Source organism: Pseudomonas khavaziana (assembly GCF_019145205.1).
In the GTDB taxonomy this organism is placed as follows: Bacteria; Pseudomonadota; Gammaproteobacteria; order Pseudomonadales; family Pseudomonadaceae; genus Aquipseudomonas; species Aquipseudomonas khavaziana.
Genome location: NZ_JAHSTT010000004.1, coordinates 76,162 through 102,711, shown reverse-complemented (window position 1 = coordinate 102,711; position 26,550 = coordinate 76,162). Strand labels below are relative to the sequence as shown.

The 26,550-nt window shown below is 58.2% G+C and carries 25 protein-coding genes, 1 tRNA gene and 1 pseudogene; 24 read left to right on the top strand and 3 right to left on the bottom strand.

Translation table 11 applies throughout. The features are described 5' to 3' along the window. Positions 1-7 precede the first annotated feature (7 nt). The 17 genes from KVH01_RS11380 (at position 8) to KVH01_RS11300 (ending at position 19,271) form a co-directional block, all read left to right on the top strand. A complete protein-coding gene (locus tag KVH01_RS11380; RefSeq protein ID WP_217881521.1) occupies positions 8-541 on the top strand; it encodes a terminase small subunit in 534 nt (177 codons plus the stop codon). Further along, positions 519-2,030 carry a terminase gene (locus KVH01_RS11375; protein WP_217881520.1) on the top strand — a complete coding sequence of 504 codons (1,512 nt, stop codon included), beginning with the start codon at positions 519-521 and terminating at the stop codon, positions 2,028-2,030. Before KVH01_RS11380 ends, KVH01_RS11375 begins: the two co-directional genes overlap by 23 nt. A gap of 29 nt (positions 2,031-2,059) precedes the next feature. Next, positions 2,060-2,386, top strand: a complete 327-nt coding sequence (locus tag KVH01_RS11370; protein WP_157717971.1) for a hypothetical protein — start codon at positions 2,060-2,062, stop codon at positions 2,384-2,386. A 1-nt stretch (position 2,387) separates the two neighbouring features. After that, complete coding sequence (locus KVH01_RS11365) at positions 2,388-4,082, top strand: portal protein (RefSeq protein WP_217881519.1); 1,695 nt, start codon at positions 2,388-2,390, stop codon at positions 4,080-4,082. Further along, positions 4,082-4,378, top strand: a complete 297-nt coding sequence (locus KVH01_RS11360) for a Bbp19 family protein (protein ID WP_217881518.1) — start codon at positions 4,082-4,084, stop codon at positions 4,376-4,378. Before KVH01_RS11365 ends, KVH01_RS11360 begins: the two co-directional genes overlap by 1 nt. Then, complete coding sequence (locus KVH01_RS11355; RefSeq protein WP_217881516.1) at positions 4,375-5,088, top strand: hypothetical protein; 714 nt, start codon at positions 4,375-4,377, stop codon at positions 5,086-5,088. The genes KVH01_RS11360 and KVH01_RS11355 overlap by 4 nt, the downstream gene beginning before the upstream one ends. Positions 5,089-5,117: 29 nt before the next feature. Further along, on the top strand, positions 5,118-6,113 hold the full coding sequence (locus tag KVH01_RS11350; protein WP_217881515.1) for a major capsid protein: 996 nt from the start codon (positions 5,118-5,120) through the stop codon (positions 6,111-6,113). A 37-nt stretch (positions 6,114-6,150) separates the two neighbouring features. Then, positions 6,151-6,543 (top strand): Bbp16 family capsid cement protein, encoded by a 393-nt coding sequence (locus tag KVH01_RS11345; protein ID WP_057700677.1) that lies wholly within the window; start codon positions 6,151-6,153, stop codon positions 6,541-6,543. Continuing rightward, the gene (locus KVH01_RS11340; protein ID WP_217881514.1) at positions 6,536-6,922 is read left to right on the top strand and encodes a hypothetical protein; all 387 of its coding nucleotides are present in this window, start codon (positions 6,536-6,538) and stop codon (positions 6,920-6,922) included. The genes KVH01_RS11345 and KVH01_RS11340 overlap by 8 nt, the downstream gene beginning before the upstream one ends. Positions 6,923-6,981: 59 nt before the next feature. Continuing rightward, positions 6,982-7,581 (top strand): hypothetical protein, encoded by a 600-nt coding sequence (locus KVH01_RS11335; protein ID WP_217881513.1) that lies wholly within the window; start codon positions 6,982-6,984, stop codon positions 7,579-7,581. Next, entirely contained in the window at positions 7,578-9,920 is a 2,343-nt protein-coding gene (locus tag KVH01_RS11330) for a hypothetical protein (RefSeq protein WP_217881511.1), read from the top strand. The genes KVH01_RS11335 and KVH01_RS11330 overlap by 4 nt, the downstream gene beginning before the upstream one ends. After that, complete coding sequence (locus KVH01_RS11325; protein WP_217881509.1) at positions 9,910-10,374, top strand: phage protein Gp13 family protein; 465 nt, start codon at positions 9,910-9,912, stop codon at positions 10,372-10,374. Before KVH01_RS11330 ends, KVH01_RS11325 begins: the two co-directional genes overlap by 11 nt. A gap of 11 nt (positions 10,375-10,385) precedes the next feature. Then, a complete protein-coding gene (locus KVH01_RS11320; RefSeq protein WP_143192531.1) occupies positions 10,386-10,847 on the top strand; it encodes a hypothetical protein in 462 nt (153 codons plus the stop codon). Further along, positions 10,847-12,940, top strand: coding sequence for a hypothetical protein (locus tag KVH01_RS11315; protein ID WP_225924156.1), 2,094 nt, complete (start codon positions 10,847-10,849; stop codon positions 12,938-12,940). The genes KVH01_RS11320 and KVH01_RS11315 overlap by 1 nt, the downstream gene beginning before the upstream one ends. Beyond that, on the top strand, positions 12,937-14,694 hold the full coding sequence (locus KVH01_RS11310) for a hypothetical protein (RefSeq protein WP_225924155.1): 1,758 nt from the start codon (positions 12,937-12,939) through the stop codon (positions 14,692-14,694). The genes KVH01_RS11315 and KVH01_RS11310 overlap by 4 nt, the downstream gene beginning before the upstream one ends. Next, positions 14,691-17,240: a hypothetical protein gene (locus KVH01_RS11305; RefSeq protein ID WP_217881508.1), complete on the top strand. Its 2,550-nt coding sequence runs from the start codon at positions 14,691-14,693 to the stop codon at positions 17,238-17,240. The genes KVH01_RS11310 and KVH01_RS11305 overlap by 4 nt, the downstream gene beginning before the upstream one ends. A gap of 69 nt (positions 17,241-17,309) precedes the next feature. Then, positions 17,310-19,271 carry a hypothetical protein gene (locus tag KVH01_RS11300; protein WP_217881506.1) on the top strand — a complete coding sequence of 654 codons (1,962 nt, stop codon included), beginning with the start codon at positions 17,310-17,312 and terminating at the stop codon, positions 19,269-19,271. A gap of 32 nt (positions 19,272-19,303) precedes the next feature. Here the strand turns inward: KVH01_RS11300 and KVH01_RS11295 are convergent, their stop codons facing one another. Next, complete coding sequence (locus KVH01_RS11295; protein WP_217881505.1) at positions 19,304-19,507, bottom strand: hypothetical protein; 204 nt, start codon at positions 19,505-19,507, stop codon at positions 19,304-19,306. Positions 19,508-19,922: 415 nt separating this feature from the next. On the opposite strand from KVH01_RS11295, the pseudogene KVH01_RS29815 reads away from it, so the two are divergent. Then, a pseudogene (locus KVH01_RS29815) lies at positions 19,923-20,021 on the top strand (lysis protein); the annotation flags it as partial. Between the two features lie 347 nt (positions 20,022-20,368). Here KVH01_RS29815 and KVH01_RS11290 read toward each other — a convergent pair. Continuing rightward, positions 20,369-20,770, bottom strand: coding sequence for a hypothetical protein (locus tag KVH01_RS11290; RefSeq protein WP_217881504.1), 402 nt, complete (start codon positions 20,768-20,770; stop codon positions 20,369-20,371). A 191-nt stretch (positions 20,771-20,961) separates the two neighbouring features. Between KVH01_RS11290 and KVH01_RS11285 the strand changes: the two genes are divergently transcribed. From KVH01_RS11285 to KVH01_RS11275, 3 genes are all read left to right on the top strand, one after another. After that, a tRNA-Pro gene (locus tag KVH01_RS11285) sits at positions 20,962-21,030 on the top strand. A gap of 238 nt (positions 21,031-21,268) precedes the next feature. Continuing rightward, positions 21,269-21,619, top strand: a complete 351-nt coding sequence (locus tag KVH01_RS11280) for an ArsR/SmtB family transcription factor (RefSeq protein WP_053183710.1) — start codon at positions 21,269-21,271, stop codon at positions 21,617-21,619. A 37-nt stretch (positions 21,620-21,656) separates the two neighbouring features. Beyond that, on the top strand, positions 21,657-22,727 hold the full coding sequence (locus tag KVH01_RS11275) for a flavin-containing monooxygenase (protein WP_217881503.1): 1,071 nt from the start codon (positions 21,657-21,659) through the stop codon (positions 22,725-22,727). Between the two features lie 34 nt (positions 22,728-22,761). On the opposite strand, the gene KVH01_RS11270 is transcribed toward KVH01_RS11275, so the two are convergent. Then, complete coding sequence (locus tag KVH01_RS11270; protein ID WP_225924154.1) at positions 22,762-23,979, bottom strand: MFS transporter; 1,218 nt, start codon at positions 23,977-23,979, stop codon at positions 22,762-22,764. Between the two features lie 122 nt (positions 23,980-24,101). Between KVH01_RS11270 and KVH01_RS11265 the strand changes: the two genes are divergently transcribed. The 3 genes from KVH01_RS11265 to KVH01_RS11255 all read left to right on the top strand — a co-directional run bounded on the left by KVH01_RS11265 (position 24,102) and on the right by KVH01_RS11255 (position 26,533). Next, positions 24,102-24,596 carry a MarR family winged helix-turn-helix transcriptional regulator gene (locus tag KVH01_RS11265; RefSeq protein WP_217881502.1) on the top strand — a complete coding sequence of 165 codons (495 nt, stop codon included), beginning with the start codon at positions 24,102-24,104 and terminating at the stop codon, positions 24,594-24,596. A gap of 63 nt (positions 24,597-24,659) precedes the next feature. Next, positions 24,660-25,163 carry an arsinothricin resistance N-acetyltransferase ArsN1 family A gene (locus KVH01_RS11260; protein WP_217881501.1) on the top strand — a complete coding sequence of 168 codons (504 nt, stop codon included), beginning with the start codon at positions 24,660-24,662 and terminating at the stop codon, positions 25,161-25,163. A gap of 14 nt (positions 25,164-25,177) precedes the next feature. Then, positions 25,178-26,533, top strand: a complete 1,356-nt coding sequence (locus KVH01_RS11255; RefSeq protein ID WP_217881500.1) for an FAD-dependent oxidoreductase — start codon at positions 25,178-25,180, stop codon at positions 26,531-26,533. Positions 26,534-26,550: the final 17 nt, after the last annotated feature.

Here is a 26,550-nt window from a genome sequence, read left to right as displayed (position 1 = left end):
ATTCCTCATGGCACTGACACAAAAGCAGCGCCTGTTCGTTGATGAGTATCTGATTGACCTCAACGCAACACAGGCCGCTATCAGGGCCGGGTACAGCAAAAGGACGGCCGGTCAGATCGGCGATGAGAACCTGAAAAAACCTCAAATTTCCCAAGCCATCAAGGAAGCGATGGATTCTCGCAGCAAGCGCGTGCAGATCAATGCTGATTACGTGCTGAATCGCCTGGTCGAGATTGATCAACTCGACGTGCTGGACATCCTGCGCGATGACATGAGCTTCAAGCCTCTTTCGGAATGGCCGAAGGGCTGGCGCCAGTATCTGGTGGGCTTCGATATCGCCGAGATGTTCGAAGGCACAGGCGAAGATCGATCGATGGTCGGCCTGATGAAAAAGATCAAGTGGCCGGACAAGGTCAAGAACCTGGAACTGCTCGGCAAGCACGTAGCGGTCAGCGCCTTCCGTGAACAGGTGGAAGTAAACGTAACCCACACCCTTTCTGAGCGGATGGCTAAAGCACGTGAGCGAGCCAGCAACGGTTGACCTTGAGCAGCAACTGGTCGAGGACATCCTGTCATTTGCTCAAGACCCGCTTGGATACGTCTGGTACGCCTTCCCCTGGGGTGAGCCTGGCACCGAGCTGGCGAACAAGACCGGCCCGCGTGATTGGCAGATTGAAGTCCTCGACTCCATCGGCAAGAAGTTACGCGCCGGCGCCAAGGACTTGGGCGAGGTAATCCACGAAGCCACGGCCAGCGGCCACGGCATTGGTAAGTCGGCGCTGGTGTCCTGGCTGATCAAGTGGACCGTGGATACCTGCGTCGATGCGCGTGGCGTTGTCACTGCCAACACTGAAACCCAGCTCAGGACCAAGACCTGGCCCGAGGTGGCGAAGTGGAACCGGCTTTCCATCACCTCGCATTGGTTCCGTATCACGGCTACGGCGCTGATCAGCACTGACCCGGAGCATGAAAAGAACTGGCGTGTGGACGCGGTCCCCTGGTCGGAGAGCAACACCGAGGCATTCGCCGGCCTGCACAACGAGGGCAAGCGCCTTCTACTGGTGTTCGACGAGGCATCAGCCATTGCTGACCTGGTGTGGGAGGTGGCCGAAGGCGCACTTACCGACGAGAACACCGAAATCATTTGGGCTGCCTTCGGTAACCCGACCAAAACCACCGGCCGGTTCCGGGCTTGCTTCACACGGTACAAACACCGCTGGGGACACCGCCAGGTTGATAGCCGCACGGTTGAAGGCACCAACAAAACGCAAATCGCCAAGTGGCAGCAGGACTACGGCGAGGACAGCGACTTTTTCCGCATCCGTGTACGCGGCATGTTCCCGAGGGCTTCTGAATTGCAACTGATCCCGACTGACTGGGTTGCTGACGCGATGAAGCGCGAGGCGGTCTATGGCATGGATGACGCCCTGGTCTGCGGTATCGACATCGCCCGGGGCGGCGCTGACAACAACGTGATCAGGTTCCGGCGTGGACTGGACGCGAAGTCCATCAAGCCAATCAAGATCCCCGGCAGCGAAACCCGCAACACCACGGTGTTCATCGCCAAGGTGTGCACGGTGGTGATGGAGCATCGGCCGGACGCGGTGTTCGTTGATGCCACCGGCGTTGGTGGCCCAGTCGCCGACCAACTGCGCCGACTGTTGCCGGGCGTCGTCATCATTGACGTCAACTTCGCCAGCAGGGCGCCAGACCGGCACTACGCAAACATGCGGACCTACATGTGGTGGCAGATGCGCGAAGCACTGCGTGCGGGCCTGGCCATTGACAGCAACGAAGAGCTTGAAGCCGAACTGACCTCCCCGATGTACACGCACAACTCCAGCGACCAGATCGCCCTGGAGAAGAAGGACGACATCAAGAAGCGCCTGGGTATCTCCCCGGACGACGGTGACGCCCTGGCGCTGACCTACGCCATGCCGGTGATGAAAAGCCAATACAACGAATACGGCGGTTCCGGGGCCAGCAACAACGGCCTTGAATCCGAATACGACCCTTACGCGAGTACCTGACCATGTGTGGAAGCGGAATCAAAAAACTTGTGAACAAGGTGGTCAAACTCGACCCATTACGCGGCGGTGACGTCCTTCTTGAAGGTATGGGCTTGCCGAACATGTTTGGCGAGAACACCGGCATGTTCAACAAGGCCGAGCGCGAGAAGGCAGCGGCAAAGGCAGCAGCCGAGGCGGCGGGCTCAACGTCCCCTGGCGCTGCACCGACCACCTCCAGCGACTCAGTGCAGGCCGCTGTAGAGGCTGAACGCAAGCGCCGCCTGGCTCAATCCGGCCAGAACGGCACCATCTTGACCGGTTCGTCTGGCGTGCTTGGCGGTGCCAACACCAGCCAGAAAACGCTGTTGGGGGTGTAAGTTGGCTGACTCCCTGCGCGAACGTTGCGAGAAGCGCTACACCGCTCTCAAGAGCGAGCGCGACAGCAACTGGCTGCCTGACTGGAAAGAGCTGGGCGACTTCATCAGCCCGCGCTCTGGCCGCTGGAACAACACCGACACCAACGACGGCAAGCGCCGTGATCAGAAGATCATCAACCCGCAAGCGACGTTTGCGGCTCGCACGCTGGGCGCCGGTATGCACACGGGCATGACCAACCCTGCATCGCCATGGGTGAAGTTCGGCACGCCTGACCCTGGCCTGATGGCTTATGGACCGGTCAAAGAATGGCTTTACGCCGCCGAGACGGCCATGCGGGAGGTTATGGCCAGGTCGAACCTGTACAGCGTTCTGCCCAACCGCTACAGCGAAGAAGGCATTTTCGGTACCGCGCCTATGGTGGTGATGCCGGACGACAGCGATTTGTTGCGCTCGTACCCCCTGGCTATCGGCAGTTACATGCTCGCCAACAACAGCCGCAACCAGGTGGACACGCTTTATCGTGACTTCCGCATGACTGCCCGCCAGATGGAACAGCAATTCGGCAAGGACAAGATGAGCACCACGGCGCGCAACCTGCTGACCAGCAAGCCAGATGCCTGGGTTGATATCTGCCACGGGATCGAGCCCAACGACACCCGCGAGAAGGGACGCAAGGACAACACCAACATGCCGTTCCGGTCTGTGTACTGGGAGAAGAGCGGCGACAAGGATTCGATGCTGCGTGAATCCGGTTTCAAGGTGTTCCCGGTAATGGCTCCGCGCTGGGACGTGCTGGGCGAGGATGTGTACGGCTCCGGCCCCGGCTCTATGTGTATCGGAACCACCAAGGCCATCCAGCTGATGGAGCGCCGTAAGGCTGAACTGTTGGAGAAGGGCGTGCGCCCGCCGATGGGTGCACCGGCCAGCCTCAAGAATCAGCGCGCCTCCATCCTGCCGGGCAGCATTACCTACCTGAACGATATGCAGGTTGGGGCCAAGTTCGCACCGCTGTATGAGGTCCAACCTGCCTGGCTCGGCCAACTGCGTGGCGAGATTGCCGCTGACAGCTCGATCATTGACACCGCGTTCTTCGTCGATCTGTTCCTGATGATCAGCCAAATGGACAGCGTGCGCACCGCGTACGAAATTGCCACCCGGAAGGAAGAGAAGCTACTGATGCTCGGGCCAGTGCTGGAGCGCCAGACAGATGACCTGTTAGACCCTCTGGTCGATATGTACTTCAACCAGATGCTGGAACAGTCGATCCCACGCTGGACCGGCATGTTGCCGGGTGCACCACTGTTGCCGCCGCCGCCGAAAGAACTGGCGAACATGGATCTGCGCATTGAGTTCACCAGCATTCTGGCCCAGGCACAGAAGGCCATCGGTGTATCGAGCATTGAGCGCGCTATCGGGTTCGCCGGCACCGTGGCCACCGTCACCCAAAGCACCGAAGCGCTGGACCTGCTCGATTCCGATGAAGCCATGCGCCAATACTTTGAACTGATCGGCGTGCCCCCAACGCTGGTACGGGCTGATGACATAGTTGCTCAGATCCGCGAGCAGCGTGCCCAGGCGCAACAAAACCAGCAGATGCAGCAGGAGCTGGGCAGCGTCATTCAGGGCGCCCAGGCGCTTAGCCAGACCGACACGGGAGGGGATAACGCCCTGACCGCGCTTGTAGGGGCGATGTAATGACCGAGCGACAGGAACCCACCGAGCAGGAGTTGCAGGACATCGCTGACTTCAAGTGGCTGATGGACGACAGTCGAGGGCGCCGCTTCATGTGGCGAACCCTGGGCCATTGCAAGATTTTCCAGGGCTCAATAGGCCCCACCGACGCAATCACGAACTTCAACGAAGGCCAACGCAATGTTGGCCTTCTTCTTTTGAGCCAGGTCAATGACCTGACGCCATCGCTGTACGCGGTCATGGCTGCCGAGAACGCGCCAAAGCCGATTGCTGAACAACCCCAGGAGACAGATGAATGAGCCCTTTGATGATGAAGCTGCTTGGCCGCGTGTACATGAGCGAGGTTGATGCGGGCGGTGGCGGTGGTGGTGATGTATCGGCTCCCGCTCCCACAGCTGAAGCCCCGGCCCCAGCGGCTGAAAGCTCGGTACTGACCCCGCCCGCTCCTACAGATGCTCCAGCACCGAAGCCTGATGACGCCAAGCCGGACGATGCGAGCAAGCCCAAGGACGAAGGCAAGGACGCTGATGGCAAGGACAAGCCCGTCGGTGCCCCGGAAGCCTATGAGGACTTCACCCTGCCAGAAGGCATGGAGATGGATGTGGAAATCCTGGGCGAGTTCAAGAACCTAGCCAAGGAACTGAACATCCCGCAGGCCAAGGCCCAGCAACTTATCGACTTCCAATCGCAACTGGCGAACAAGCAGGCCGAGGCATACCAAGCCGCCGTCACCAAGCAGGCCCAGGACTGGGCAGCAGAAATTAAGAACGACCCTGAAATTGGCGGTGAGAACTATGAGAAGAGCGTAGCCAGCGCCATCAAGGTTATTCAGTCCTTCGGTGACCCGGCATTGACCGAGTTGCTGAATACCTCCGGGCTGGGCAACCACCCGTCGCTGTTCAAGTTCTGCCACCGCATCAGCGCGGCTATCTCGGAAGACAAGTTCGTCATGCCCGGCAGCCAGACCAATGCACCCAAAGAAATGACCATTGTTGACGCCTTCAGCTAAGGCATTCATAAACCGTAGGAGATACACAGATGGGCATCCTTACCTCCACCATGCCGACCCTGATCGATAAGTTCAGCAGGGAAGACAGCACCAAAAAGGTCATGAAGATCGTTGAGCTGATGGCTAAGCGTAACGACATTCTTCAAGACGCCGAGTACCAGGAGTGCAACGACGGCTCCAAGCATAAGACCACCATGCGCTCCGGTATCCCTGAGCCAACGTGGCGGATGTTCAACCAAGGCATTCAGCCAAGCAAATCAACCACCGTGCCCGTGTTGGATACCACCGGCATGATGGAAGACTACGGCTTGGTCGATAAGGCGTTGGCTGACCTGAGCGGTAACGCCGATGCTTTCCGCACCTCCGAAAACATGGCCAAGTTGCAGGGCTTCAACAACAAAGCCGCCCGTTACATGATCTACGGCAACACTCAGGCAGAGCCTCAGGCGTTCTTGGGCCTGGCGCCGCGCTACAACGATAAGTCGGCAGAGTCGGGCGCCAACATCGTCGATGCGGGTGGCACCGGCTCCACCAACACCTCCATCTGGTTTGTGACCTGGGGCGAGATGTCTACCCACCTGCTGTATCCGAAAGGCAGCGTGGCGGGCTTTCAGCACAAGTTCCTGGGCCAGCAAACCGCCCGCGCTGAAAACGGCGGCGACTTCGAGGCGTACCGCGATCACTTCAAGTGGGATATCGGTATGTCCGTCCGTGACTGGCGCGCAAACAGCCGTATCGCGAACATCGATGTCACCCAGTTGGCCCGCGATGGCGCGACCGGCGCGAACATCATTGATCTGATGATTGATGCTCTGTACCGCATCGACAACCCGGAGCAGGGCGAGGGCCGGACCATCATCTATGCCAACCGCACTATTCAGTCGTGGTTGCACAAACAGGCGATGAACTCCAAAAACGTCAACCTTACCTTGGGCGAGTACGGCGGCAAGAAGATCCCCGAGTTCCTGGGCATCCCAATCAAGCGCATCGACGCCATCCTCAACACCGAAGCCCGCGTAGTCTAACGACTGCCTGGCTTTCCCCTATTCAGGAGAGACCATCATGCTTTTCGACGCAAAGCTGCTCATGTCGAACGCCCAGGCAATCACTGCCTCCGCAGCTTCGACCGACGTTATCGACCGTGGCGACAACAAGGACGTAGGCCGCGCCGGTGACATTCCCCTGGTCATTCAGGTTGTTGAAGCGTTCAACACCCTGACCAGCCTCACTATCGAGCTACAGACCGATGACAACTCGGCGTTTTCCTCGGCCCGCTCGCTGTATTCGGTAGTGGTCCCTCTGGCCGATCTGAAACTGGGTTACCAGACCCCGGTCATTACCCTGCCGCAGAAAACAGAACGCTTCCTGCGCCTCAATTACACCGTGACTGGCACCGCCCCAACACTGGGCAAGGTAACCGCCGGCATCGTTGCTGGAGTGCAGACCAATGCCTAAGCGCTATGAAGTGCTTGAGCGGTCGTTTATCAATGGCCGACTCTATGAGCCCAAAGAAACTGTCGTGCTGGAGATTGATAGCCCGGGCAGCAATCTAAAGGAATTGGGGGCTGCGAAGGCTCCAACCATCCAGCAGGACGCTGGTGGCTTGGGCCTGGGCTACGTTGCTGCGCGTGGTGCTGCGGGCAAGTACGTGATCAAGGACGACAAGGACCAGCGGGTTGGCGAGTTCATCGGCAGCAAGGCGGAAGCGGAAGTGGAAGCCGCCCGGCTGAATGCTGGTGGCGAAGTTATTGTGCCAACCATCCAGCAGGACGCTGGCGGTGATGGCGGTGCGGGCCAAGACAACACCAACGGCAACGGACTGCCAGACGCCTGATCACCAGCAACAAACCCACAGGGCCCTTCGGGGCCCTTTTCTTTTTCTGAGGTTCCCGAATGTCCAGCGACGTAGAGATTTGCAACATCGCGCTGTCGCGGGTTGCGCACACGCAGCCCATCGTTTCGTTCACGGAAAAGAGCAAGGCGGCCGAACTGTGCCGTGTGTTCTATGCCCCGCTGCGTGAGCTGGTGTTGCAGGCGTTTCCCTGGCCATTCGCGGAATCTGTAGTTGCACTGGCAAGCCTGGGCAGCCCTGCTCCTGGCTGGGCTTACCGTTATCGGTACCCGGCCGACTGCCTGCAAGTGCGTGACATCGTACAGCCAGGGTTTCGCCGCTCGCTCACCAGCGATATGCAGATCCCATACAAGATTGGGTACGACGCCGGCGGCCGGGTGATTCACACCGACCAGCCCGAGGCTGCGTGCCGCTTCACCTTCAAGGTCGAGGACTCCACGTTCTTCGACCCTCAGTTTGCTGACGCGCTGGCTTGGCGCCTGGCGATGGACCTGGCTTTGCCGCTCAGCTCCAAGCCTGACCTGCAGCAGTTCGCTGCCCAGCAATACCAAATGGCGCTGACCATCGCTGAGGGTTCCGCTTTGGAGGAATCCCAGGACGATCCAGAGCCTGAATCTGAATTCATTACGGTGCGAGCATGAGCGGAATACTCCAACCGACCTTCGCGGCGGGCGAACTGTCGCCGTCTGCCAGTGCGCGTACCGACATTGCCCGCTACTACACGGGCCTCAAGCTGTGTCGCAACTTCATGGTCATGCCCTACGGCGGCGTGCGTAACCGCGCGGGGACGCGCCTGGTGGCCGAGGTCAAAGATTCGACCAAGCTTTGCCGGCTGGTCCCGTTCCAGTTCAACGATGTGCAGACCTACGTCCTGGCGTTTGGCGACTTGAACATGCGGGTTATCAAGGACGGTGGCCAGGTGCTGTACGGCGCCGGCCCCAACATCGGCACGCCCTTCGAACTGGCCATGCCGTACACGCAGAATGACTTGGCGTCGCTGAATTACACTCAGTCCGCCGACGTGATGACGTTCGCGCAGCCAGGGTACAAGCCGCGTGAACTGAACCGCCTGGCCCACGACAACTGGACCACCGCCGAAATCAACCTGGCCCCGCGCATTGCTGCGCCAGCATCTGCCACGGCGGTAAGCGGTGGCGGCACTGGCACGGCCCAAACCTGGCGCTACCAGGTCACCGCCGTGCTGGATGACGGCAACACCCTGGATGAGTCCCTGCCTGCCACGTCCAACCCGGTAACGACCCACACAGACGTTGCGTCAGCAACCATCACCTGGCCTGCCGTTACCGGTGCGACTTACTACATCATCTACAAGGACAACGCCGGCGCCGGGATCTACGGATTCATCGGTCGCGCCACCGGCACCACCTTCACGGACCAGAACATCACAGCCGTCAAGACCGATACGCCACCGAACGGCAATGACCCCTTTGTCGGCGCCGGTAACTTCCCGGGCGCCGTGGTGTATTACCAGCAGCGCCTGATATTTGCCGGTAGCAATTTGCAGCCACAAACCGTGTGGACGAGCAAGACCGGCCTATTCAAGAACTTCGGCTATTCCGTCCCTAACAAGGACGATGACGCGATCACCTTCACCTTGAGCAGTAACAAGGTGAACCGGGTTCGCCACCTGCTGGGGTTGCGCAAGCTGCTGGCGCTCACCACGGGCGCAGAGTTCACCATTTCAGGCGGTGACACAGGTTTGTCAGCAAAGACCGTGCAGGCCGTTCCAGAGGGCTACGACGGCACAGCTATCGTGCCGCCCGTGGTGGTGGGAAACAGCGCCGTGTACGTCCAGGCGCGTGGCAACCGGGTGTCATCGTTCGGTTACTCCCTGAATGCTGATGGCTTTGCCGCTGATGACCTGACGCTATTCAGTGCTCACCTGTTCAAGGGCAAGGAGCTGACGAACGTTGCCTACCAGAAGGTGCCCGACTCGATTGTCTGGTATGTGCGTGATGACGGCGTGCTGCTGGGGTTGACCTACGTTCCGGAACAGCAGTTGGTGGGCTGGCACTGGCACGACACTGACGGCTTCGTCGAGTCGATCGCCTGCATTCCAGAAGGCCAGGAAGACGTGCTGTACATGGTGGTGCGCCGAAACATCAATGGCGTGCAGAAGCGCTACATAGAGCGCATGGAAAGCCGCCAGATAACCAGTATTGAGGACGCGTTCTTTGTTGATTGCGGTCTGACCTACGATGGGCGCAACACCGACGCCGCCAAGACCTTCACCTTGTCCGGCGGTACAACCTGGCAGTTTCCCGAAGTTGTCACCATGACAGCGGTCGGCCACACCCCGTTCACAGCGGGGAGCGTGGGTGTCGATTACTCGTTGAAGCGCCAGGTGACCGACGAGAACGGTGACCCGGCTACAGAAATTGTGCGGGTTGAGGTGGTCGGCTACACCAGCCCCGGCGTGGTCACGGTCAAGCTGCTGATCATCTGCCCAGTGCCGCTGCGCGGTGTGGCCGTATCTGCCTGGGCCCGCCAGGTCAAAACGCTGTCCGGCCTGGGCCACTTGGAAGGCAAGACCGTTTCAATCCTGGCCGACGGCAGCGTGCACCCGCAGCGCGTGGTTACGGGCGGCTCCGTTGCATTGCAGGAAGCCGCGGGCATCGCCCACGTAGGGCTGCAATACATATCCGACATGGAAACCCTCGACCTTGAGTTGAAGAACGCCAATGAGACGGTGCTAGACAAGAAGATCGCCGTCAACAGCTTGATCGTTCTGGTTGAGGAATCGCGGGGCATCTTTGCGGGTAAGGATAAAAACAGCCTGTACCCACACAAGACCGGTCGTGATGACTATGAGTCGCCTATCGAGTTGTTGACCGGACAAGCGGAAATCTCTATCCCCAACGACTGGCTGGGCAAGGGCCGGGTGTTTATTCGGCAGGCCGACCCGCTGCCGCTATCCGTGCTGGCGGTGATCCCGGAGGTGACCATTGGTGGTCGCTGAAGTTTTGCCCATCGAGCCAGAGGATATCCCGGCGATCCTGCGCGACGTGCGCCAGGCCGATATCGACGAGATTGTCGAAGGTCTCGGCGTATCCCTGGAGCGTGAGCTGCTGTCCGGCATCAATGACAGCCTCAACGCCCGCAAGATCGTGGTTAACGGCCACATCGTCGCCGTGTTTGGGGATGCGGTGCACAGCCTTCTTGGATCGGTTGGCGTGCCCTGGCTGATCAGCACCACCCATGTTGAACGTCATGCCCGCGCCTTCCTAAAGGTCTGCAAGCCCGAGGTGCAAGGGATGCTGACCCGGCACCGCCACCTCATCAACTACGTCGACGCCCGCAACACCTCGGCCATTCGCTGGCTGAAATGGCTGGGCTTCGACTTCGGCGAGGCCGTCCCGTATGGGCCCAAGCGCCTACCGTTCTATCCCTTCACCCTGAACCGAGAGGAATAACCATGTGCTGGATGGCATTGATACCCGTAGCCATTGGCTTGGCCGGCAGCATGATGCAGGCCCAGGGCCAGAAGCAAAACGCACAGTTCCAGTCTGGAATGATGGAGCAGAACGCCGCGTTCAAGCGACAAACTGCTGACGAAACGATCAACGCCGGCAACACCTCGGCAGATTGGCAGCGCGTGCGCACTGGCCAGGCAGTCGGCACCCAGCGCAGCGTGCAGGCCGCCAACGGGATCGACGTGAACAGTGGCAGTTCTGCCCAGTTGCAAGACGACACCGCCATGCTCGGCGAGCTGGACGCGCTGACGATCCAGAACAACGCCGCCCGCGAAGCATACGGCTACCGCGTGCAGGCCAAGCAAGACTTGCTCAATGCCAACCAGACCGTGCAGAACGGCAAGACCGCCGCCATGGGATCGATCCTGGGCGGCATTGGTGGTGCATTTGGTTCGTTCGCGGGGGCTCGCTAATGCCACGGGTACCGACATATGACACGGCACAGGTCCAGCAGCAGCCAACCCGGCCCGTCCAGTTGCAGGGCGTTGCGCCTGATACCACCTCGATTGCCCAGGGCCTGCAGTCGGTTGGGCGCGGCCCGCAGATGCTCATGGATAAAGAGCGCGAGAAGGCCGACACCGCGCTATTGATGGATGCCGATAACCAGCTCACCAAGTGGCAGCAGCAGACCATGTACGGCGAGAGCGGCGCCTACACACGCAAAGGCCAAAACGCGCTGGATGTTACCAACCAGACCCTGGACCAGTTCGAAAAGGCCCAGGCAGAGATTGCCAAAACCCTGACCAACGATCAGCAGAAGGCCAGGTATGCGCAGATCGTCAACAGCCGGCGCAACTCGCTGTCGAGCGACCTGAACCGCTACGAGTACGGAGAGCGCCAGAATTATTACGGCCAAGTCGAAAAGGCCCAGCTTGAAACGTCCATGCAGGGTGCCGCACTGGAATACCAAGACCCGACCAAGGTTGCGCAGTACAGGCAGAAGGTCGATGCGGTCCTGTCCAGTCGTGCAGAACGCCTGGGGTTGTCGCCAGAGGCGGCACAGGCTGAGCGCCTGGAAACTAATAGTGGCATGTCCACCGCCGTTATCCAGCGGATGCTGATCGACTCGCCGCAAAAGGCCAAGAGCTACTACGAGTCCTATAAGGACACGATGACGGCTGAAGATCAGATCCGCGCAAGCAACGGTATCGACCAGGGTTTTCGCAGGCTTGAGGCTGAAGCGCGCCAGCGCCAGGTAGAGGCCCGCCAGATGCAGGCCATCAACCGTATGGAGCTGGGGAGCCGCGTGCAGGATGCCAGCGCTGCCTATTCGCAGGGCCTTGACTTCGATAACCCGCCGTCGAGGGTGGATTTTGCCGCAGCGTACGGGCCGGAGCAGGGCGCCAAGCAATACGAAAAATTCGCCAAGGTGCAAGCCCTGGCCCCGGCCATTCGAGAGTTCGCCACCGCCGATCCGCAGGAGCGCCAGCAGATCCTGGGCAAGTTTCAGCCAGCCCAAGACGGCAAAGCAGGCGACGGATTCAAAGAAGATAACCAGCTCTATCAGCACCTGACCAATGTTGGCGTGGGCCTGATGAAACAACAGCAGACCGACCCCGCCGCCTATGTCGCCAAGTACAGCCCGACGGTGCAGCGCGCATTCGCCACTGCCCAGGAAGCTGGAACCCCCGAGGCGTACCAGGCGTATGCACGCACGACGCTGGCCGAGCAGCAGCGCCTGGGTGTTGCTCAGCCCAAGCTGTTGCCGGATTCCGCTGCCGATCAGATGGCCGCGAACTTCAACGCACAGATCAATGGTGGCGAGAATGCTGCAACGATGATTGAGCAGCAGCAAGAGCTGTGGGGTAAAGACTTCCCCACCGTGTTACAGCAGATGGGCAGCAAGCTGCCAGCCGAGGCCCAGGTTATTGCCACCGGCCTGCCCAAGGATGTGGCAGAGCGCATGGCGTCGGTGGCAGCCATCAAGGATAGCGAGCTGAATGCGGGCTTGCAGAAAGGCCAGAAGGATGAAATCACCCAGTCCGTGCAAGAGGCTATGGTGCCGTTTGCCGAATCACTGCAAGGCCAGTCGAGCGGAATCAACACCTACAGCACTATGTACAAGGCAGCATTGCGCACAGCCACGTCCTACGTGCTTCAAGGTGAAAACCCGAAGGACGCCGCCAAGCGTGTGGTTGGCGGAATGGTCAACGACAAGTATGACTTCTTCGGCACCTACCGCGTGCCCAAAAACCAGGACACTCAGGCCGTTAACCGTGGGGCAACCCAGGCGATGCGCCAGATAAAGCCCGAAGAACTGATGCCGCTGCCAGGCTTCGCTGGTGTTACCGAGGAACAGAACCGCCAGCAGTTGCACGATGCACTCCAGAGCAGTGGGCAATGGGTGCCGAATGAAGACGAGAGCGGCTTGTCGCTGACCCTGAACGGTTACCGGGTGCGCGGCGCGGATGGCCTGCCTATCACCCGTAGCTGGGCCGACCTGCAGCAGAAAGGGTTGCGCGAGCCTGACCAGTACCGCGTTGCACCAATGGGGCTCATGCCATGACCATTTATGCAGGTGATGCGCCGGTTCTTGATCGGCGGACCATGCTCGATATCCCGGCCGACTCCGGCGAAGTGTGGGATGCATCCTTTAGTGGTGCATACGCAACCAACCCGACGTCTTCAATTACCCGCATGCAGGCGCTGGAGGATGAGGAAATAGGCGCCCCGCAAGTTGGCGCAGGCCTGGGCCGGCTTCCCTCGCAGCGATTGGCCCCGGATACGCCATTGCTCGACGCGCAGGCCGCTCGCGACAAGGTTTCAGGCATGGGCCTGGATATCAAAATCCCCGAACAGGGAATCCGCCAGGGCGCCCTGGACATCCTTATCGATCGCCACCGGGAGCAGGCCGCACGCCAGCAGGTTATGGCGCGGGCAAATGGTGGATCCTTCGGAACCCAGTTAGCGGCCGGCATCTCCGCATCGCTGCTGGATCCTCTCAATATTGCATCGGCGTTCGTGCCGGTGGTGGGTGAGGCGCGCTATGCAGCAATGCTGGGGCGCGCAGCCTCACCATTGGGGCAAGCCGGCATTCGCGCCGGTGTAGGCGCAGTTGAGGGCGCCGTAGGTGCCGCGATTATTGAACCGCTACCCCTTCTGGCTGCTCAGCAAGACCAGACCGAATACGGCCTGTCCGACTCCCTGGCCAACATCGCCATGGGTGGCTTGCTCGGTGGGGGGCTACATACCGTTGGCGGCGCTGTATCGGATGCGCTACGCCGCCGAATTGCCACGGAAGCCCCGCCGCAAGTTGAAAGCGTGCTGAATGGTACGGAGCGCCAGGCCCCGCAATCCCTACGCGCTGCCGACTTCGATCGTATGTTTGATCAGGACCCCGAAACGGCGCTGCGTGGTGCACTTGCCCGCGACTTGGACGCCGACGGTGCAACCCTGTACCGCAATGCAGAGCGGCAGGCGGTAGAAGAAATTCGCTCAACACTCACCGGCGAGCGCATAGGCAATGTGGGCGACCTGCGCGTTGAACGCCTGGCGCTGACACAGCAGGCCATGGGCCTTGATGCAACCTTCAGGGACTTGGCCAAAGAGTTCCAGGGCCAGCGCATGACCCGCAAGCAGGCCGAGCGCGCAGCCCGTGACACCATCGCTGCCCAGCGTGAACAGATCGGTGCCCGCCAGGCGGAAATCAACACCACGCTGGAGCGCAACCGTGCCGGTGAGTTTGATCGGCGCGACCTCGGACTGATCGAGCGTGGCGAGGTGCCAGAGCGTTTGCGCCCCCAGATTGAAGCCCGCGCCAAGCAGATCATGCAGGGATATCAGCAACGCCCGCTTGGTCCTGCCATCCGTACCGCCAGGGAAACCGCCCAAGACGCAGACTGGACCGTACGCGATAGCGCATTGCGTACCGCAGTGGCCCAGGCCGTCAGCGGTCGAGATATCGACGTTCAGGCGTTGTTCGATCTGGAAGCCCCTGGCAAGGCAGCCGGCGCGCTGGAGTACGCAAAGCGCCCACTTACTCGCCGTCTCGATCCAGAGGGCCAGGCCGAAAGCCTGCGCATGGACAGCGCGCCCAAGGCCCAGCCCCAGGACGAATTCGAAGCCACCCGCCAGCAGTTCGACGAGGACGAAGCCCTGGTTAAGGAAATGCTCGACCAGCTCCCGGAGAAGGATCGGGCCGACGTTCTCGCCGCCAGCCGTGACGAAGCCGACGCCGCCCAGGCGCAGGCCGACCGCGCCGAACAATACTCAATGGCATACCGCGCCGCCGCCGTATGCGACATAAGGAACGGACAATGACGCCTTGCATCGACGCTGTACGAGCTGCCGCCGGCAACCTGGAAGACAGAGAAATTGCCGAGATTTTCGAGTTGCTGCGTGGGCGAGCCAAGGAGTTGATGGCAAGGGAGGGAGCCTTGGGCATGGAGCAGGCCACGCTGCGAGCAGCAGACGAGCTGGGCAAGCAGGCTCAGCACGCGGCGCTTGTCGAGAAGCGCAACGCCTTACTCAACCTGCGCCGACGGGGGGAGATTGTTTCGTTCGTACGTGGCAGCTTTGCAGACCGACCAGACCTTGGCATTGAATCCTTGCTTGTCGGTACCAACCTGGCACGCCAGGGCTCGCGTATGTCCGTGGCCGCAGAGCAGAAAGCCCTGGGCGATGCCTATATCGGTGGATTTATTCACGACCTGGAGCGCCAAGACCTTACCGGCATCCTGGCCAAGGGCGACTCCGACGTCGATATCGCCGACGCCTTGTGGAAGATCGGCACCAAGCAGGACACCTCAAAGCTCAACGACCAAGTGGTCAGCATTGCCCGCACCATCCAGAAATACCAGGAGGCGGCGCGCATCGATGCGAACCGTGCGGGCGCGAATATCGGCAACTTGCCCGGTTACATTGCCCGCCAGAGCCACGACGGCGAGAAGATTGGTTCTGCAGGATTTGATAAGTGGATTGAGGAAATTCAGCCTCGACTGGATCCGCGCACCTTTGACGATGTCGTGAACCCTGCTCAGTTCCTGCGCGGCGTTTATGACGGCTTGGTGTCTGGCGATCACCTCAAGGCGCCAAGCGATGCGCCGTCAAATGGATTCAAAGGCCCGGCCAACATCGCCAAAAAGGTCAGCCAGGAACGCGTCCTGCACTTCAAGGATGGGGTGGCCTGGCACGAATACAACACCATGTTCGGCACCGGGAACCTGCGAGAATCCGTGCTGCGCGGCCTGGACATGGCCGGCCAGAACACCGCAATCATGCGGCGCCTGGGCACCAATCCAGAGTCGAACCTCAACATGGCCATGGATATCCTGGCCGAGGACGTGCGCAAGTCGGGCGACCCCAAAGCGCTGACTAACTTCAATGACGCGCGGCGCGGGATGCTCGCCAACCGTTTCGCCGAGGTCAGCGGTGCTACACGCATTCCAGGCAATGCCACGCAGGCCAGGGTTGCAGCAAACGTTCGGGCTTGGCAGTCGCTGTCAAAGCTGGGCGGCGCGCTGCTTTCGAGCTTCACCGACCTTCCAGTTGCTGCCAGTGAAATGCGGTATCAGGGCAAGAGTTTCTTGGGTTCGTTGGGGGAGATGACCGCCGGCCTGGCCAAGGGGCGCGGAAGCCTGGAGCAGAGGGAAATCCTGTCCAGCTTCGGCGTGTATGCCGACTCGATGCGTGGGGAAATCATGCGGCGCTTTTCCGCCGATGATTCGATGGGCGGGAAGATGTCGCGGGGCATGTCGCTGTTCTTCAAGCTGAACGGCCTGTCCTGGTGGACTGACGCCAACAAGGCCAGTGCGGGCCTGATGATGGCCCACAACCTAGCGCAGAACAAAGGCAGGGCCTGGGGCACGATGGATGCTGGCTTGCGCCGCACGCTGGGCTTGTATGACCTCGACGCGGGCAAGTGGGATCTGTTGCGCGGGATGGATACACGGATGGCCGACGGTCGTGATTACATGACCACCGATGGTATCCCCGGAATTCCAGATGAGCGCATCAGCGCATACCTGGCCGACCAGGGCCGCAAGGTCTCAGACTCGGCAATCCGTGAAACCCGTGAGGGTCTGGACCGCAGCCTGCGCGCCTACGTCAACGACCGCGTCAGCTATGCAGTGCTGGAGCCTGATGCACGTACACGATCGATCATGAACCAAGGCACCCGCCCCGGCACGATCATGGGTGACCTCAATCGGTTCATGACCCAGTTTAAGAGCTTCCCCGCCGCCTACATGCAAAAGACCATGGGCCGAGAGTTGTTTGGCCGTGGTTATGCGCCGACACCACTTGGCGAGGGGTACAGGGGCAGCAAGGATCTGATCGCCGCTCTGCGTAACGGTAATGGAGAGCGCCTTGCTATGGCTCAGCTGATGCTGTGGACCACGGCTTTCGGCTATCTGTCGATGTCTGCCAAGGATGCCGTAAAAGGTCGCCAGCCACGGCCCGCGGATGACCCCAAGACTTGGGTGGCCGCGATGACCCAGGGTGGTGGCTTCGGGATCATGGGCGACTTCATGTTTGGCGAGGTCAGCCGCTTCGGCAACAAGCCGCTGGAAAGCCTGGCAGGGCCGACCCTTGGCACCGCCGCCAATATGGTGGACCTGTGGGCCAAAGTCCGTTCAGGCGATGACGCCGCGTCCTCTGCGCTGCGACTTGCCCAGAACAACACCCCTTTCCTGAACCTGTTCTATAGCCGCATCGCCATGGACCACCTGTTTCTGTGGTCGGTGCAAGAGGCGATGAACCCAGGATCGCTGCGCCGCACAGAGCAGAACATTCAAAAAGAGAACGGTCAGAAGTTCCTGGTCAGACCATCACAAAGCTACCTCGACCCGCTGGGCATTGCCCGATAGAAAATCCAACCCCATCGAATCCCGCCATTGAGCGGGATTTTTTTTGCCCCCAGGAAAGGAGTCACAACCGTGACCGTCAGCACAATCGGCAGCATCGCAGAGTTCGTGACCAACGGGGTAACGACCAATTACCCGTTCTATTTTAAGTTCCTGGCCAGCGAGGACCTGATTGTTACCTATATAGATCCGGCCGGGGCTAGCACAGTTCTGACACTGGGCACGCATTACACCGTAAATGGTGCGGGTAATGATCTTGGCGGGAGCATCGTCACCACCACCGCCCTGGCAGGACCTGGCCAACTGGTGGTCGCCAGGGAGATGGAAGCCTTCCAGCAGACAAGCCTGCGCAACCAAGGCAAGTTCCTGGCTGAAACGCATGAGGATGTGTTTGATCGGCTGACGATGCTTATTCAGCAGGGCTTTTCTCTGTTTTCTCGGGCATTGAAGCGGCCGTACGGAAGAGATTACTTTTTTGCTGAGAATCGCCGAATCAAAAACGTCCTCGATCCTATTGATCCTCAGGACACGGCGACTTCAATTTGGGTCAGCCGGTTTGTCGCTGGGGTGGTGGGAGCTATCACTGGACCAATTAACAATGCGCTAAACATTTTCTACCGCGCGCCCAATGGCACGTCGCGCGTAGTGCAGGATATTGCGGTCGCTGACGGCACGACTCTAGTAGGGCGAGGCTCTGGCACCCTGGAAGACTTCCTGCTGACCCTGGCGCTCAAGTCTGAACTGGAATCAACATTTGAAGTGGGTCGTGCAGACTTGCCCCTTGATCGGGTGCTTGATTCCACCGATTACAATTCGTTGAATTTCTGTGCGGCTGCTGCCGGGAAGATCCGAAGCATTCCGTTGGAAGCAAGCGTGCCCTGGAAGGCTAATACTGAGGTTGGCTTCTTCAATGATAGTGATGCTGTGTTGCGTATTGCGCCAATAGCCGGTGTATCGATCATCACGCCAGTTGGGAAAGTGGCGAAGGTCACAGCTCGTGGCCGGGCTAATATCCGTCGCATCACGGCAAATCGTTGGCATATCACAGGCGACCTTGACAGTGGAAAGCAGTACGGAGCGAATTTTGCATTTGGTGACTCTATTACTTTCGGCATTGGCTCGACGCCGGTTGGTGGCATTTATGCAAACGGCTACGTGCGTAACCTTGCGACGTATCAAGGACGCATAGTTACTATCAGTGCGGTTGCCGCCTCTATGGTCTATGACCAGGCAGCGGTGATGTTCGCATTCACCATAGATTCAACTTTCACCACCTCATTGATGATTGGCACCAACGATAACCGTGTCTACCTAGATGATGCGGATCGCAAAGACTGCTTTGCGACAGGTCACTTAGCCTGCCTATCGTGGCTGGCCGTGCCTGATACATTGAAGGTGTTCCCAAACAATGCGGCATGCACCTACACCGGATCCTGGGGAACCTCTTCCTACGGGAAGATCTTCACAAGATTCACAACAACCGTTGGAGCAACTGTAACCGTCCCTTTTAGCGGGCCAGTGGTGTATCTCAATATCCTGCGAACGGATGGTAATGTTGCGACTGGAGAAGTCAGGGTTGATGGAGTTTTGCGCTCTACGGTTAACTTTGCCGGCCCTGGCACCGGGACGCTTCTAAGCCCATCGCCAGCCGCCGCCGGCGCTGTCGGACCTTCTGCGTTGCGTATCGGTGGATTGTCTGATGGGCCGCACAGCCTAGAATTGAAGATTATCACCGTCGGTTCTGGAGGCTCTGCGACATTTCTAGGTATCAGCGTCCCGCCGACGTCTGGCGTGTTACCACGCGTAAATGCGATGACGATCATCCGGAGCAGTGATTCGTCTACGGACGCTCGAGTTGCCGCCTATAACGCTCTCATAGCGACCAACGTGGCAATTTTGAAGGGGGATGGACTGGATATAGCTATCTCAAATACAAACGCGGTTATCGAGCCCTCGACAGATCTTGCCGATACGCTGCATCCGAACGACCAAGGGCACAACAAGATTGCTCGCCAGGCGGCTTTGGACTTCTAGCCGCCCGACTGAGCAAGGATGCTCACCAATACTTATCTAAGCATTGAGATGTCTACTTCCTCTTTGAATATGGCGAGTTCTTTCTGCCATTCGGCTTCAATGGCCGGATCGACATAGGTGCCGTCTTCGGATCTAGTAATGCGGGCTGTCTCATGCTCGCTTTCGAACTTTGAGCGGAAGACCTCTTCTCCAGTCCTGAACCATTGCTGGATGCGTTCCTTAATTTTCTCGAGCATGGCGTTATTCCTTAATTTGCGATTTTTGTGGTTGACGATAGCGCACCATATTCCCAACCGGCCGTTCTGGAATAGGCGAAATTTGCTAATTGCTGGCAATATGCTTTGCTTTCAGTTCAACCAATCCGAGGAGAGCAATATGCCATTCATGCCTGATTCAGAAACAACAGATATTCAGGTGCGATGCCTTCATTGCAGGGCGTGGTTCAAATCTGGGATTTGGCTAGGGAGCCGTTTCACTTTTGAGACTGCTACGTTATTCAATAACACACAGCAGTGCCCGAAATGCGGGAAAATGACAGGATGTAACAAAGAAAATTTCAAAGCGCACTTTGCTGACGGAGGCTTCATGGGTAACGACACAATCTAATTAACGAAAGGTATTGAGCGTCTGCCGGCAGCCTTGCAAGCGGCAGCGCATGCTCAAAAAATTATCGCCATCACCGACGCCGGCGACCAAGGAGTGATCGCGCTGCGGGCTTGTCAGGCATGCGCGAAATCAGTCGCTCGGTAGCTTCCATAGCTCAGCTAATAACCCAAATCATCGATAGAGAAAGCAGCGAAAAAATTGACCCTGCAACAATAGTACATTGCATCACAGCTGCAGATGAGGAAGTTAAATGCTCCCTATAATACCTATTGATTTCATAGGCATCCATTCCAAGGTTCTTTAAGGAATTAGCCTCTCTTCTTAATTCAGAGATTACTAAGAAAGCCGATATCAAAAGAGCTATTTTGAATGAAATTACAACCCCTAATGCATACATGCGCTGATCCTTTTGCTTTTTTCTTCTGTTAGACCATCAAGCAGACAATGAGCTGATGATATCAGGTTGACATATGCTTATGCATCACGCGTGTTTAGATTGATCCATCCGCTTCCCCTTGAGTCATGTCCAGCGATTCAGGGCAGTGGCCCCTGAGTGCGCCCAGTTCGAGCAGAAGTCGCTGGCTCTCAATGCGCAGGTGCTCGTTCTGGCTGGAGATCATCTTCAGGCTCGTGATCTCTTTGCTCATTTCCGAGCCATCAACGTGAGCGCGGCTCAGGTCTGCCAGCGCCAATTTGAGCTCCGTCTCGGCTTTGGCTTTCAAGCTGGTCAGCAAATCATTCATCTGCACCAGCCCGGCGATATTCGACCGTGCTCGACGCAGCATGCGCTCGGTCTCGACCAGCTCATCTACGAGAATTGAGCATTGGTGCTGGTACATCTCCAGCGGAGTGGGGCAGCCGAGCCAATCATCGGTGTCCATGTCTACGTTCATAGCGTAAAACTCAAATACTGTATGTGCGCACAGTAAATGAGGTGTTGCAGGTTTGGGGAGTGGTGTTCGTCGGCAGGACGCCGGGGATAGCCTAAAATGGCGCAGTGACTTTACGAGTGACTTCGTAAATTACGGTTCCGCACTGTTAGGCATCGTTGCAGCGAGCGCCAGGCGCGAAGCCTTGTGTTTAGCGGGCTGTAGAGGTGTCCGCTTGCATGGGGTGCTAGGGGTCGAGTGTTCGAATCACTCCGTCCCGACCATATAATTCAAGGGGTTGCGAGATTTTATCTCGCGACCCCTTTTTATTTTATAGCTTTTTTACCCCTACAAAATTGCTGGCTCTCGGTGGAATCTTTACCAACGCCACATGGGGTTACACCTTAAATTGTAAGTTTTCGCGGGGGAGTTGGTTTCCTTCACAGCGCAGCTTTTAGCTTTAGGAGAGGTGCAATTGCAGAGTTTTGACGTGTGCATATCAATGCACATATAGTCAATCGCATGACTAATCGAATGCTTAACCGAACCCTCGCAATTGACGCCGCAATCGAGTCTCTCGATGGCGCTTTCTTCAAAGCTCTGTGCGAGCCGTCGCGGGTAGCTGTGCTCAAGCGAGTCATGCAACTGGGGCGAGCGGATATCGCCGAGATTGCCGAAGGGCTGCCTCAAGAGCGTTCAGTGGTATCCCGACATCTGCAAGTGCTGTTAGAGGCGGGCATCGTCCGTGCTACCAAGGTCAGTCGGCAGATGTTCTATGAGGTGGATGGACCGGCGGTGGTGACACGGCTCGAAGCCATTCTCCAGCACATGAAGAGTCTGGCCCCGTTTTGCTGCCCTGGTGCACCAAAGTAGTTTTTATTTATCTGTATATATGCATGGATGTGCACATATGAACGTAGTTAACGAGTCCACGGATGTCATCGTTGTTGGTGCGGGCCAAGCTGGGCTCGCGTGCGGTTGGCATCTGCAGCAGCAGAACCTCAGGTTTCTTATCCTGGATGCCGAGAGCCAGCCAGGTGGAAATTGGCGCAATTATTACGACAATCTGAGACTTTTTTCCCCTGCTGCTTATTCATCGTTACCTGGATTGCCTTTTCCGGCGCAAGCCAAGCATTACCCGCTACGCGATGAAGTCGTACGTTATCTGGAGCAGTACGCGGACGTTTTCCAGCTACCCATTCGGCAGAACACACGCGTCCAGAAAGTGCGTAGGGAGGATGGACTATTTTTGCTTCACACATCTGATGGCCGGTGTTTCCGCTCAAAAGCATTGATCGTTTGCACAGGTGGATTCAATCAGCCTTTCACTCCTGACATTCCAGGGCTGGGAAGTTTTCGCGGGCAACGTTTACACAGTGCGGATTACCGAAATGTCGACGGCTTCGGTGATCAACGCGTCGTGGTCATCGGTGCGGCCAACTCGGCTGTACAAATTGCCCATGAGTTGGCTCAAGTCAGCCGAGTCGTATTGGCAACGAGGGAATCGATTCGGTTTTTTCCGCAAAAGGTCCTCGGTGTGGATTTCCATGCTTGGCTCAAGTGGACAGGACTGGAGAAGACTCGTTGGTTGAATGATCAAAGTACCCCTGTGCTGGATGACGGCACCTATCGTCGAGCCATGAAGCGGGGAGTTTTTGAACGCAAACCAATGTTCACGCAGGTAACGCCAATGGGCGTTATCTGGGCTGATGGGCAGCATGCTGAGGTGGACAGTCTGATTTTTGCGACAGGGTTTCGTCCGAATCTTGGTTTTTTGGCAGGTCTGCACGTGGCGGGAAACGAAAGTCTGACTCAACGCAACGGAGAGGCGGAGCATGTGCCGGGATTGTATTTCGTGGGATTACCGAAGCAGCGCAATTTTGCCTCGGCCACCCTCAGAGGCGTTGGGCCAGATGCTTCTCACATCATCCCCAGTTTGATGCGCTACATCGACAATGCATCGCACCCCGTGTTCGCTTGATGCCAGGAATCAGTTTTCCCGCTCAGCACTGCGTCTACATGTCTTTTTGTGTAGTTGGCAGGCGCCAAGTGGCGATGAAGCACAGCAACAGAAGCCCGCACATCACGCTTAGCAGAACTGATGCTCCGAAGCTGTCCAGAACGTAAGCGGCGGCGATGGGGCCGCAGGCTTGGGCGACCAGGACGGGTCTTGCGAGCAGTCCCATTCGTACGCCATATCCTTGAGGCCCGAACAGCGCCAAGGGGAGGGTACCGCGAGCGATGGTGAGGATGCCGTTACCGGCGCCGTAAAATGCTATCGCCACAAAGGCCAGCCAGGGCAGGCCTGCAATCAGCAGCCCAAGCCCAATCAAACACAGCAACACACCGGCCCGTGCGGACCAGGTTGGATGGAGGCGCCTGCCTACGGAAAACTCCGCCACCCGTGCCAAAACTTGCGCAGGACCAATCACCATGCCGATGGCTAAGGCCACGGCAGTCGCGATGCCCAATTGCTTGAGGACATTGAGCAGGTGTACTGAGATACCTGATACGACCAGCGCCAGAACCGTCAGCATGGCGGCAATCAGCAAAAACAATTGGTGGGTGGCCCTAGGGCGAAGCTCGGATACATTGGGTGATTCTACTGCTACGGGGTGGGGCGGTTGCTTTGTGCTTCCAGGAATCAACAACGCATGGATGGGCAATCCGATCAGCAGATGAGCTGCGGCGAGGGTAAGGCAGGCGTTTCGCCAGCCGATCCAACTCTCCAGTCCCGCAATCACCGGCCAACCTATGGTGCTGGCGAAGCCACCCAACAAGGTCAGCCCGGTGATTGACGTTCGAGCCTCCTCCCCAAAAAGTCGGCCCAAGGTTGAGAAGGCGGCGTCGTATAGGCCTGCCGCCATGGCAACGCCGATCAAGGTCCAGGCGACATAGTAGGTGGCAATGTTGTCCGCGAGTCCCATCAATAGCATGCCGAGAGCCAGCAGCAGCGAACTGGCGGCCAGGACAGAACGCCCACCACGGCGGTCAATCTGACGACCAACGGCCGGCGAGGACGCACCCGCTACCAGTAGCCCCCAGGACAGGCCGCCCACCACACTGGTCATGGACCATCCCGTCTCTTTGGCTATCGGAGACGCAAGCACCGCCGGCAAGTAGTAGGTCGAACCCCAGGCGAGAATCTGGGTGAACCCCATGGCCCATACGAGCCTGGAGCGATTGATCGGAGGATGAATCTGCTCTGGAAGTGTCACAACCGGTACGTCCATACGTTTGTTGTCAGTAACAACAAGCTAGCGCCTTCCATTGACTAACGTCAACCGAGAGTCAGTGTTGACGATTTCGACAGATCAGGCTTATTGTTGCACCTAACAACTAATTTGTGACGATTATGACGAAGCGTAAAAACGATCAACTGGCCCAGGATGCCGAGGACCTGTATGAGGCGTTGAACCAGTTGGTACGCGTCTATCAGTTTCGGGATCGGGATCGGATCTGCTGCTATGACGTATCAGTAACCCAATGTTATGCCGTCGAGACGCTGGTCAAGAAGGGCGCTCTGCGCCTTCAGGTGTTGGCAGAAGAAATGTTCTTGGACAAAAGCACGGCAAGCCGTGTGGTAGATACCCTGGAACGCAAAGGGTATGTGTCCCGCGTTGAGGATGATGAGGATCGGCGTGCAGTGCGGATCCAGGTAACGGGTGCTGGACGTGAGCTATACGAGAAAATCAGAGCTGACCTGATTGCTGAGGAGCGAGGGATGATCGAGAACCTCTCGGCTGAAGCCAGGCAAGGAGCGCTGAGTTTGCTCAGGCAGATTACACGGGCCACGGAGATTCGCTGCGGGCTCGCGAGTGACTGCTGCCCAGCCGTGAAGAAGGATTGAAAGGGGAGCGCTTCCCTTTTTTTGCCAATAATGTTGTTACTACCAACTCAATGGGGCTCCCAAATGCGAGTTCGTTCAGCTGAACCCAACGACACAGTTTCAATTGCGGCCATCTACAACCAGGGAATCGAAGAACGCAGCTCTACGTTCGAAACGACACCTCGAAGCCCGGCAGACATGCTTGAACGCATCAACTCTATTGAGCGTTATCCGGTGTTGGTCATGGTCGATGAGGCGGATCAGGTTGTTGGGTGGGCTGGGCTCAGTAGTTACCGCGCTCGCGCCTGTTACGACGGCATTGCGGACTTTTCCATCTACCTGGATAGCAGTATTCGCGGTCAGGGACTCGGCAAGCAGTTACTTCAGTCATTGTTGAAAGAAGCCGAAACGCACGGATTTTGGAAAGTCCTTTCACGCATTTTTACCTTCAATCACGCCAGCCTCGCTTTGTGCGAAGCCTGCGGTTTCCGCCAGGTGGGGGTGTATGAAAAACACGCCTGCCTCGAAGGTCGCTGGCTCGACTGTGCGATTGTCGAGCGCCTGTTTCCGATCAATCAGCCAGCCTGAAGAAGGACTCGAACATGGAAAACAATCAACTTCCGGTCGCCATCATTGGCGCGGGTCCAGTGGGCCTTGCCGCCGCCGCTCACCTGCTGGCCAGAGGTCACACACCGCTGATTCTGGAAGCTGGTCCGAAAGCCGGGTCCAGTATTGAAGAATGGGCGCACGTGAAGATGTTTTCTCCATGGCAGTTTAACGTGGACAAGGAGGCGGCCAAGCTTTTGCTCGCCAATGGTTGGATTCCACCACCGGAAAACGAGTATCCAACGGGCCGTGAACTGTTGGACCGATTTGTTCGACCGCTCGCGGACCTGGACCAGATCAAGCGTCACTTGCAGCTCAAGACCCGTGTTCTGGCGGTCACGCGCCTCGGTCAGGATGTGATGAAGACCCAGGGCAGATCGGCAGCGCCTTTTTTACTGCGTGTCGCAGGAGCAGCGGGTGAACAAGATGTGCTGGCCTGCGCTGTCATTGATGCCTCGGGCACCTACCTGACACCCAACTGGATGGGCGCCCATGGCATCCCTGCTTTAGGCGAGATTGAGCATGCAGCGCACATTACGTACGGCATTCCGGAGGTGTTGGGGCGCGCCAGGAATCGTTATGCCAACAAAAGAGTGCTGGTGGTAGGTTGTGGTCACTCCGCGTTCAACGCCCTTCAGGATCTGGTGCGACTGACTGAGGAGGCGCCGCAAACCAAAGTGCTCTGGGCGATCCGGGGTAACTCTCTTGAGCGCATTCTGGGTGGCGGTGCACATGACCAATTGGAAGAGCGCGGAAAGCTCGGCCTGAAGATTCGCCGGTTGTTGGATGACGGCGTGATCGAGCTGTTCAGGAGCGTCGCTATCGATCAGATTGCCGGCGATGGCCAGGGAGTGGTCGTGAAGGCGGGAGGGCAGTTACTTCCACCCGCGGACGAGCTGATTGTGGCGACTGGATTCCGCCCTGACATGAGCCTGCTCAGCGAGCTACGTATCGCACTCGATCCTGCGACCCAAAGCCCAGTGGTGCTCGCACCAATGATTGATCCCAACGAGCACAGCTGCGGTACGGTCAGGCCCCATGGCGCGGTAGAGCTGTCGCATCCCGAGGAAAACTTGTTCATTGTGGGAATGAAAAGCTATAGCCGAGCGGCGACGTTTTTGTTGATGACGGGCTATGAGCAGATACGGTCTGTTGTCGCGGCATTGGCCGGCGATTGGGATGCGGCGAAAAGGGTTGAGCTGGTCCTTCCGGAGACTGGCATTTGCAACTCGAACTTCGATGAGGCTGATGATCGATCGGAGGTTTCGACAGTTCAGCGCTCTTATTGTGGGGCTGGAGGCGACGCTGTTGAAGTCGCGTCTCGGGCCTCGCCTGGTTGTTGCAAAGGCTAGCATCCATCTACCGGATC

What these genes read in the sequence shown, in the direction of transcription:
- KVH01_RS11380 (WP_217881521.1), top strand. Translation starts at nt 8, where the DNA reads ATGGCACTGACACAAAAGCAGCGCCTGTTCGTTGATGAGTATCTGATT.
- KVH01_RS11360 (WP_217881518.1), top strand. Translation starts at nt 4,082, where the DNA reads ATGACCGAGCGACAGGAACCCACCGAGCAGGAGTTGCAGGACATCGCT.
- KVH01_RS11355 (WP_217881516.1), top strand. Translation starts at nt 4,375, where the DNA reads ATGAGCCCTTTGATGATGAAGCTGCTTGGCCGCGTGTACATGAGCGAG.
- KVH01_RS11350 (WP_217881515.1), top strand. Translation starts at nt 5,118, where the DNA reads ATGGGCATCCTTACCTCCACCATGCCGACCCTGATCGATAAGTTCAGC.
- KVH01_RS11345 (WP_057700677.1), top strand. Translation starts at nt 6,151, where the DNA reads ATGCTTTTCGACGCAAAGCTGCTCATGTCGAACGCCCAGGCAATCACT.
- KVH01_RS11340 (WP_217881514.1), top strand. Translation starts at nt 6,536, where the DNA reads ATGCCTAAGCGCTATGAAGTGCTTGAGCGGTCGTTTATCAATGGCCGA.
- KVH01_RS11335 (WP_217881513.1), top strand. Translation starts at nt 6,982, where the DNA reads ATGTCCAGCGACGTAGAGATTTGCAACATCGCGCTGTCGCGGGTTGCG.
- KVH01_RS11330 (WP_217881511.1), top strand. Translation starts at nt 7,578, where the DNA reads ATGAGCGGAATACTCCAACCGACCTTCGCGGCGGGCGAACTGTCGCCG.
- KVH01_RS11320 (WP_143192531.1), top strand. Translation starts at nt 10,386, where the DNA reads ATGGCATTGATACCCGTAGCCATTGGCTTGGCCGGCAGCATGATGCAG.
- KVH01_RS11315 (WP_225924156.1), top strand. Translation starts at nt 10,847, where the DNA reads ATGCCACGGGTACCGACATATGACACGGCACAGGTCCAGCAGCAGCCA.
- KVH01_RS11310 (WP_225924155.1), top strand. Translation starts at nt 12,937, where the DNA reads ATGACCATTTATGCAGGTGATGCGCCGGTTCTTGATCGGCGGACCATG.
- KVH01_RS11305 (WP_217881508.1), top strand. Translation starts at nt 14,691, where the DNA reads ATGACGCCTTGCATCGACGCTGTACGAGCTGCCGCCGGCAACCTGGAA.
- KVH01_RS11295 (WP_217881505.1), bottom strand. Translation starts at nt 19,507, where the DNA reads ATGCTCGAGAAAATTAAGGAACGCATCCAGCAATGGTTCAGGACTGGA.
- KVH01_RS11290 (WP_217881504.1), bottom strand. Translation starts at nt 20,770, where the DNA reads ATGAACGTAGACATGGACACCGATGATTGGCTCGGCTGCCCCACTCCG.
- KVH01_RS11280 (WP_053183710.1), top strand. Translation starts at nt 21,269, where the DNA reads ATGACTAATCGAATGCTTAACCGAACCCTCGCAATTGACGCCGCAATC.
- KVH01_RS11275 (WP_217881503.1), top strand. Translation starts at nt 21,657, where the DNA reads ATGAACGTAGTTAACGAGTCCACGGATGTCATCGTTGTTGGTGCGGGC.
- KVH01_RS11270 (WP_225924154.1), bottom strand. Translation starts at nt 23,979, where the DNA reads ATGGACGTACCGGTTGTGACACTTCCAGAGCAGATTCATCCTCCGATC.
- KVH01_RS11265 (WP_217881502.1), top strand. Translation starts at nt 24,102, where the DNA reads ATGACGAAGCGTAAAAACGATCAACTGGCCCAGGATGCCGAGGACCTG.
- KVH01_RS11260 (WP_217881501.1), top strand. Translation starts at nt 24,660, where the DNA reads ATGCGAGTTCGTTCAGCTGAACCCAACGACACAGTTTCAATTGCGGCC.
- KVH01_RS11255 (WP_217881500.1), top strand. Translation starts at nt 25,178, where the DNA reads ATGGAAAACAATCAACTTCCGGTCGCCATCATTGGCGCGGGTCCAGTG.